The organism is Bacteroidota bacterium (genome assembly GCA_016718825.1).
GTDB lineage: Bacteria > Bacteroidota > Bacteroidia > J057 > JADKCL01 > JADKCL01.
The window spans coordinates 26262-33893 of sequence record JADKCL010000020.1 but is presented as its reverse complement, the minus strand read 5'-3'; the positions used below and the strand labels follow the sequence as shown (position 1 = coordinate 33893).

Genomic DNA, 7632 nt, shown 5'->3' with positions numbered 1-7632 from the left:
TTTTCAATGGCCTGTTAATTTGTCTTCTGCATGGTGGCACACTTCGATGTGATCACGCCCATCAGCTCGTTCCAGGAAGCGGTGAATCCCTTTGCTCCTTCTTCTTGGAGCCTGGTGGCCAGGGCATCGACGTCGATTCCGGCCTGGGCGAACTGCTCTAAGACTGTCTCGCAGTCGCCGCCGTCAGCAGGCATGATTCCGCTCAACTCACCATGATCCACAAGCGCGTTTAACGTGCCTTCGGGCATGGTATTAACCGTAAAGGGGGCGGCAAGCGCTTGAATATAGAGCAAATCGGCAGCCTTGGAATCCTTGGTTCCCGTACTCGCCCACAACAGGCGTTGTGGCCGCGCCCCAGCGTTATAAACACGCTGCCAACGCGGTGAGCTAAGGAGATTGCGAGCTGCTTTGTAGGCACGACTGGCGATGGCGATGCCAAGCTTATCCCTTAGCCCACCGGGAACCGTACCAGCCACCGCGACGTCCCATCGGCTGATAAACAGGGAAGCAACGGAACCGACATCAGGATTGAGTCCGGCATCGATGCGCCGCTCGATGCCGCGCAGGAAAGCCTCGGCGGCGGCCACATAGTGCTCGCGGCAAAATAACAGCGTCACGTTGATCGGCACACCGGCAAAAATCGCCTCTTCAATAGCGGGCAAACCTTCCTGGGTACCCGGAATCTTAATCAGCAAATTCGGCCGCGCCGCCCGGGCGTGCAGCTCCTTCGCTGCCGCAAGCGTACTGGTTGTGTCGTAGGCCAGCAAGGGAGACACCTCCAGCGACACCCACCCATCGACACCATTGGTGCGGTCATAAATTGGCCGAAACAGATCGGCTGCCTGAGTAAGATCTTCCAGTGCCAAATCAAAGAAAATCGTTTCGGCTGATTTTCCTTGTGCCAGACCAATGCGAATCGCAGCGTCGTAAGCATTGCTATCCTTAATCGCACAATCAAAGATGGTCGGATTGGAAGTTAGCCCTGTCACCGACAGCTCGTCGATGTAGCGTTTAAGCGTACCACTGGTCAGCAAATCACGTGTAATGTTGTCGAGCCAGATACTCTGGCCCAGGTTATGAAGCAGTTGTGTAGCTTTCATATTTTAGCTCCTTCCTGCAAGAATTAGACTTACGTTTGCCTATCCGCAAAGTAGACATGCGGCGAAGATCATCAAGGAGATGACACAGCCTCAGCCGTTCTGCTACCAAGCGGACTTTGAAGAGAGACTAGGATGCCCTCAAAGGATTACAATGCATCACTTACTGCATCACTCACGATCTCCTGAGCTTCTCTCACGATCGCGTTCAGGTGATCCTGGTCCTTAAAGCTCTCCGCATAGATTTTGTAAATATTCTCAGTGCCGGAAGGACGCGCTGCGAACCAACCGCTGTCGGTCACAACCTTGAGACCACCGATGGATGCGTTGTTACCAGGGGCGCTGGTCAACTTCATCCGGATGGTTTCGCCTGCGAGCTTTGGAGCTGCAACTGCTTCGGCCGATAGCTTTGCCAGCTTCGCCTTCTGTTCGGGCGTCGCAGGCGCATCGATGCGCGTGTAGTACAGTGCGCCGAACTCGGCTTCCAGTTCCTGGTAATGCTCGCCCGGGTCCTTTTTCGTGCGGGCAGTAATCTCGGCCGCCAGCAAATCCATGATCAGACCATCCTTGTCCGTACTCCACACGGTGCCGTCATGCCGCAGGAAACTCGCTCCGGCACTTTCTTCACCACCGAAACAAAACGAGCCATCTAACAGCCCCGGCACAAACCACTTGAAGCCCACCGGCATCTCGCACAACCGGTAACCCAGCTTGTTGACCACCCGATCAATCATGCTGCTGCTGACCAGAGTCTTGCCGACAGTCACGTGGGCAGGCCATTTCCGGTGAGTCAGCAAATAGCGAATGGCTACAGCCAAGTAATGATTTGGATTCATTAACCCGATGGACGGCACGACCACGCCATGCCGATCGGCATCCGGATCGTTCGCAAAGGCGATACGATATTGATCTTTGAGATCCACAAGCCTGGCCATGGCATAGGGACTGGAAGGATCCATGCGGATCTTGCCGTCATGATCGACCGTCATGAACGAGAATGTGGGATCGATCACCGGGTTCACAACGGCAATATCCAAGTGATAAACGGCGTTAATGGGCTCCCAATAGGGTTCAGCGGCACCACCCAACGGATCGACAGCCAACTTTAGACCCGCTGCCCGGATGACGTCCATATCAACAACGTTGCGCAGATCCTTGACATAAGGCATCACGAAATCTTCCTGATGCGTCGTCTCTGCCTTGATGGCGGACATGAAGGGGATTCGCTTGACGCCGGTGTTCCCTTGGCGCATTAACTCGTTGGCTCTCTGTTCGATCCATTTTGTTACATCGACGTCAGCGGGGCCGCCGTGGGGCGGGTTGTACTTTAAACCGCCATCCTCTGGTGGATTGTGCGACGGCGTGATGACAATGCCGTCGGCGAAGTGTTCCTTACGATCGCGGTTATAAACGAGAATTGCCCGCGAGATGACCGGTGTCGGAGTGACACCGTCATTTTTTTGGATGATCGTCGTCACACCATTGGCTGCCAACACTTCCAGCGCAGTCCGTTGCGCCGGCCCCGATAATGAGTGCGTGTCTTTACCCATATAGAGCGGTCCATCGATAGCCCGACCCTGGCGATAGTCACAAATGGCCTGTGTAATAGCCAGAATATGCGCTTCGGTGAATGATCCCTGCAGTGGCGAACCGCGATGCCCGCTAGTGCCGAAACTGACTAATTGGGCAGCGTCAGCCAGATCGGGGCTGCGCTCATAATACTCCCGTTCAAGCTTTGTGAGATCAACGAGCATTTCTTTCCGGGCCGGCTTACCTGCATCAGGAGAAATCGTCATGATTTGTATCCTTTATTGATGAATTGAATAGCATAATTAAATAATCTCCTATCGAGCCAGCGAACTGTCTCCGCTCATCGGTTTTACCGTCGTAAACTGTGGTTTCGGCGAGAACATCTCAGCCTCGTCGACCCAACCACCGCCCATCGCTTTGTAGACGTTCACGAGTTCGGTGTAGCGCTCGGCCTTTGCGAGTACCGCGATAAGCTCTGCATCAAAAAGCACGTTCTCCGAGTAGAGCACCTCAATATAATCCGCGTAGCCATTGTCGTACTTGAGCCGGGAAAGGCGAGCGTAGTCGCGGAGCGCCATGACGCGATTCGCCTTGGCCTCGGCTTCCTCTCGCTTCTTCACTGCGCCAATAAGCGCGTCATTCGTCTCGCGGAAAGCGTTGAGGATTGTCGCCTGATAGAAGGCAAGCGCTTCCCGCTGGGCTGCTTCAGCAGTTTTTACCTGTCCCTCGATGGCGCCAAAGGTGAAAATCGGTCCAGCAAGACCTGCAGCCACCGCCCAGGTACTGGCCGGGCCCGTCAAAAAATTGCCAAATGCAAGGCTTGCTGAACCGAGAAGACCGGTGAGCGTGATGGTCGGGTAGTAAAACGATCTTGCCACCCCGACGTTCGCGTTGGCAGCCACGAGGTTCTGCTCGGCCTGCACAATGTCGGGCCGCCGCTCAAGCAGCGTCGAGGGCAAATCGGGAGGAACTGCCGGGGCAATGAGCTCATCAATGGTCCTGCCGCGCGGGATCGAACCGGGGTTGTGTCCGAGAAGGATCGAGATGAGATTCTCCTGCGCGACGATCTGCTGCTCGATTGCTGGAATTGCGGCGAGAGCCAATTGGTATAGCGACAGTGCCTGGGCAACTTCTACTTGCGACACGACGCCATACTGGTAGCGAAGCTCGAAGATCCGCAGCATGTCGGCGTAGTTTGCCGCACTGGTGCGCGCAATCTCAAGCTGCCGGTCGAGCGCGCGCAGCACGATGTAGCTCGCCGCGACGCTCGTCACGACCGAAAGGATGACACCTCTGCGGCCCTGCTCGCTCACAAAAACCTGCGCCTGGGCAGCTTCACTCTGACGTCTGATCCGCCCGAAGAGATCGATCTGCCATGACGCGCCAAGTGATCCACGATAGAGCGAATAGTACGGATCGGTGCCCGGGGGAAGGGGAGCCAGTCCATGTTCCGTGCGCCGGTTACGGCTCGCATCCGCGTTGTAACCGATCTGTGGATAAAACTGCGCACGGGTGGTTTGCAGTGCGCCGATAAACTGATCCACTCGCGCGGCAGCGGCTTGGATATCGCGGTTTTCACGCAACGCCGTTTCGATAAGCGCGTCGAGCGCCGGATCGTCGAACTGAGTCCACCATCCGACGTTTGCGACTGACGCCGCCTCCGGATAATCAACGCGCCAATCCTCGGGGGTTACAATCGCCGGTCGTCGATAGTCAGGACCCACTGCAGCACATGCACTGAGAAATACGGCTGCGAACATAGAAAGAACGATGTAACGCATATCACTCACCTTCCCGTTTTCCAGGCAAAGCTGCTTCGGGAACGGGATCGGGAACAGTCACAGCTTCGGATAGCCCTTCAACACCCCGCCCCTCCTCGTGTACTTTCTTACCTGCAAACTTTACACTCATGGATTCCAGCAACCAGAAGAACAGCGGCACGAAGAAGATTGCAATCAGCGTGGATGCGAGCATCCCGCCGATCACGCCGGTGCCGATCGCGCGCAGACTGTTCGCACCAGGTCCGGTCGCGATCGCGAGTGGCACACAGCCAAGGATAAACGCGAACGATGTCATTACAATCGCGCGCAATCGCAGCCCGGCAGCCTCGATAGCTGCCTCCCGAGGGGGTATGCCGTGGCGAACGCGCTCTATCGCAAACTCGCAGATCAGAATCGCATTTTTTGCGGACAGTCCGACGAGCGTCACCAGTCCGACCTGGAAGTAGACATCATTCTCGAGCCCGAGCACCCAAGTCAGCAGCAACGCACCCAACACGGCGAAGGGAACCGTCAGCACCACCGCAATGGGGAGCGTCCACTTCTCAAACTGCGCTGCAAGGAGTAGAAACACCACGATCAGACCGAAGATAAAAGCCGACGAAGACGTACCACCCGCGCCCTTTTCCTGGAAGGCCTGCCCCGCCCAGGCATAGGCGAAGTCACCGGGCAGTGTATCGCGTGCCACTTCTTCCATCACTCTGATCGCATCACCCGAACTGTAACCAGGCGCTTGGCTTCCGGTAATCTTTACCGCCGGGAAGCCATTGAATCGCGTCATCATCTTTGGCGAAGCAACATAGCGAGTCGTGATAAGCGCCGACAGCGGCACGTTGGCACCACTAGACGAGCGCACGAAGACCTTGCTGAAATCCTCCGGGTTCACGCGAAAATCCGCGTCCGCCTGGATGATGACGAACCATACGCGACTGAACAGCGAGAACTGACCAGCCACTTGGGAGCCGAAGTACGCTTGCATCGTATTAAAAACATCGGCCACATGCACGCCCAGCACTTCGGCCTTTTTACGATCGAGATCGACGAAGAGTTGCTGGCTGTTGGCACGGAACGTCGTGTTCACCGCCTGCAATTCCTCACGCTCGCGGGCCTGGGCAAGAAATGCTTTAAGGGCAGCGTCCGTCGCGCGCGGATCACCTGAACCACGGTTCTGGATGTAGAATTCGAACCCCCCAGTCGTGCCTAGACCAGGGATCGAAGGTGGATTGACAGCAAAAGCAACACCATCCTTGTGCCCCGCAAACTGCGCGTTTAGCCTCTTTAACGTATCGAACGACAGCAGACTCGCATCCTTTCGTTCCTCAAAAGGCTTCAACAGACCGAACATGAGCGCGGCGCTGTTGTTCTGCTGGCCATCAACGAAACTGTAGCCATTGATCGTGCCCACATCCTGCACAGCAGGATCCTGGAGCACGATTTGCTCCAGCTCTTTACTGAAGCGGCTCGTGACGTTCTGACTCGCTGAGTCGGAAACCTGAGCGAGCACGAAGAAATAGCCTTGGTCCTCGTCCGGAACAAAGCCTGCCGGCAGAATACGGAACATCAACAGGATCCCGACCACAACACCACCGAACATAATGAGAGAAACCGGCCACAAATGCATGATGCGAGCAACATTACCCAGGAATCCACGCTGAATGGATCCGAACATATTTTCAAACGCCTGGAAAAATCGATTCTTCTTTCCATGTTGCGCCTTAATGATGATCGCAGCCAGTGCCGGCGAGAGGGTCAACGCCATGACACCCGAGATCACCATCGCGATTGAGATGGTGATCGCGAACTGCTTGTACAATGTCCCAGTCACCCCGCCGAGAAATGCAACCGGCAGGAATACCGCAAGCAGAACCAGCACGATCGAGATCAGTGCACCCGCAATCTCCGTCATTGCCTCTTTCGCGGCAGCCATTGGGCCGAGCCCTTTCTTGGTGATGTTCGTCTCAACGTTCTCAACCACCACGATAGCATCATCCACCACCAGACCGATCGCAAGGATCATGCCGAACATGGTGAGCATATTGATCGAAAACCCGAACAGGTACAAACCTACGAACGTGCCAATGATGGATACCGGTACCGCCAGGATCGGAATAATGGTCGCTCGCAGTGATTGCAGGAAGACGAACACGACCAGCACCACCAGCACTACCGCTTCGAAGAAGGTATGAACCACCTTGTCGATTGAGTAAAGGGTAAACTGGCTGGTATCGAGCACGATCTTGTAATCCATGCCGGTTGGGAATTTCGCCTTAAGTTCCTCCATCTTCTTGCGAACACCCGCAGCGGTTTCCACTGCGTTTGCACCCGGCTGTTGGTAGACACCGATAGTCGTCGCGGTCTTGCCATTCATGCGACTCGGCATAGAGTAATCTCGCCGGGAGAGTTCAACCCGTCCGATGTCCTTGATACGAACGATAGCAGCGCCAGCCTTCGCGGTGCGGACGATAATATCCTCGAACTCCTCCGGTTTGGTCAACAGGCCCTGCGCCGTCACGACAAACTGCTGCTCCACGGTAGGGGGCACCGGCGGAGCGCCGAGCTGGCCGATACCGAAAGTCTGATTCTGGCTCTGAATCGCGGCGCTTACTTCATCCACAGTGATGCCGAGCTGGGCCATACGGTCAGGCCGCAACCAGACGCGCATCGCTATATCGGCGAGGCCGAATGTCTTCGATCGATTCGCCCCGGGCACACGCTTCAATTCGTCGAGTACATAGAGATTGGTGTAATTGGCGATATAGGCATCTTCATAGCGCTCATCAGGCGAAAAGATCGAAACCACCATCATGATACTGGGTGACATCTTGTCCACCGTGATTCCCTGTTGAGTCACCACCTGCGGCAATTGGGGCATCGCCTGGCTCAGCCGATTCTGCACATTGACTTGATTGATGTCTGGATTGCTGCCTGGCTTGAACACCACAACGATCTGGATGTTACCGCTCGACGAACTGTTCGAATAGTAATAAAGCAAGTTGTCGATGCCGTTCAATTGCGCCTCGATGGGGGCAGCTACGTTGTTCGCAATTACCTCGGCGGTGGCACCGGGGTAGCGTGCGTCGATCGTTACCTGCGGAGGCGCCATATCGGGATACTGTTCGATCGGCAAGACGGACATAGACACCGCCCCAGCGAGCACGATCAGAATCGAGATGACTGCCGAGAGGATCGGGCGATCGATAAAAAAGTGAGTAAACATGAAGCGGCCT

General features: G+C 55.7%; 4 protein-coding genes. All 4 read right to left on the bottom strand.

Annotation, left to right across the window (positions count from 1 at the left end):
- Positions 1-14 precede the first annotated feature (14 nt).
- The 4 genes from tal to IPN95_19700 all read right to left on the bottom strand — a co-directional run bounded on the left by tal (position 15) and on the right by IPN95_19700 (position 7622).
- Positions 15-1100, bottom strand: coding sequence for a transaldolase (gene tal, locus IPN95_19715; GenBank protein ID MBK9451594.1), 1086 nt, complete (start codon positions 1098-1100; stop codon positions 15-17).
- Positions 1101-1246: 146 nt separating this feature from the next.
- Entirely contained in the window at positions 1247-2893 is a 1647-nt protein-coding gene (locus IPN95_19710) for an alpha-D-glucose phosphate-specific phosphoglucomutase (protein ID MBK9451593.1), read from the bottom strand.
- 48 nt (positions 2894-2941) lie between these two features.
- On the bottom strand, positions 2942-4408 hold the full coding sequence (locus IPN95_19705; protein ID MBK9451592.1) for an efflux transporter outer membrane subunit: 1467 nt from the start codon (positions 4406-4408) through the stop codon (positions 2942-2944).
- Between the two features lies 1 nt (position 4409).
- Positions 4410-7622, bottom strand: coding sequence for a multidrug efflux RND transporter permease subunit (locus tag IPN95_19700; GenBank protein ID MBK9451591.1), 3213 nt, complete (start codon positions 7620-7622; stop codon positions 4410-4412).
- Positions 7623-7632 lie beyond the last annotated feature (10 nt).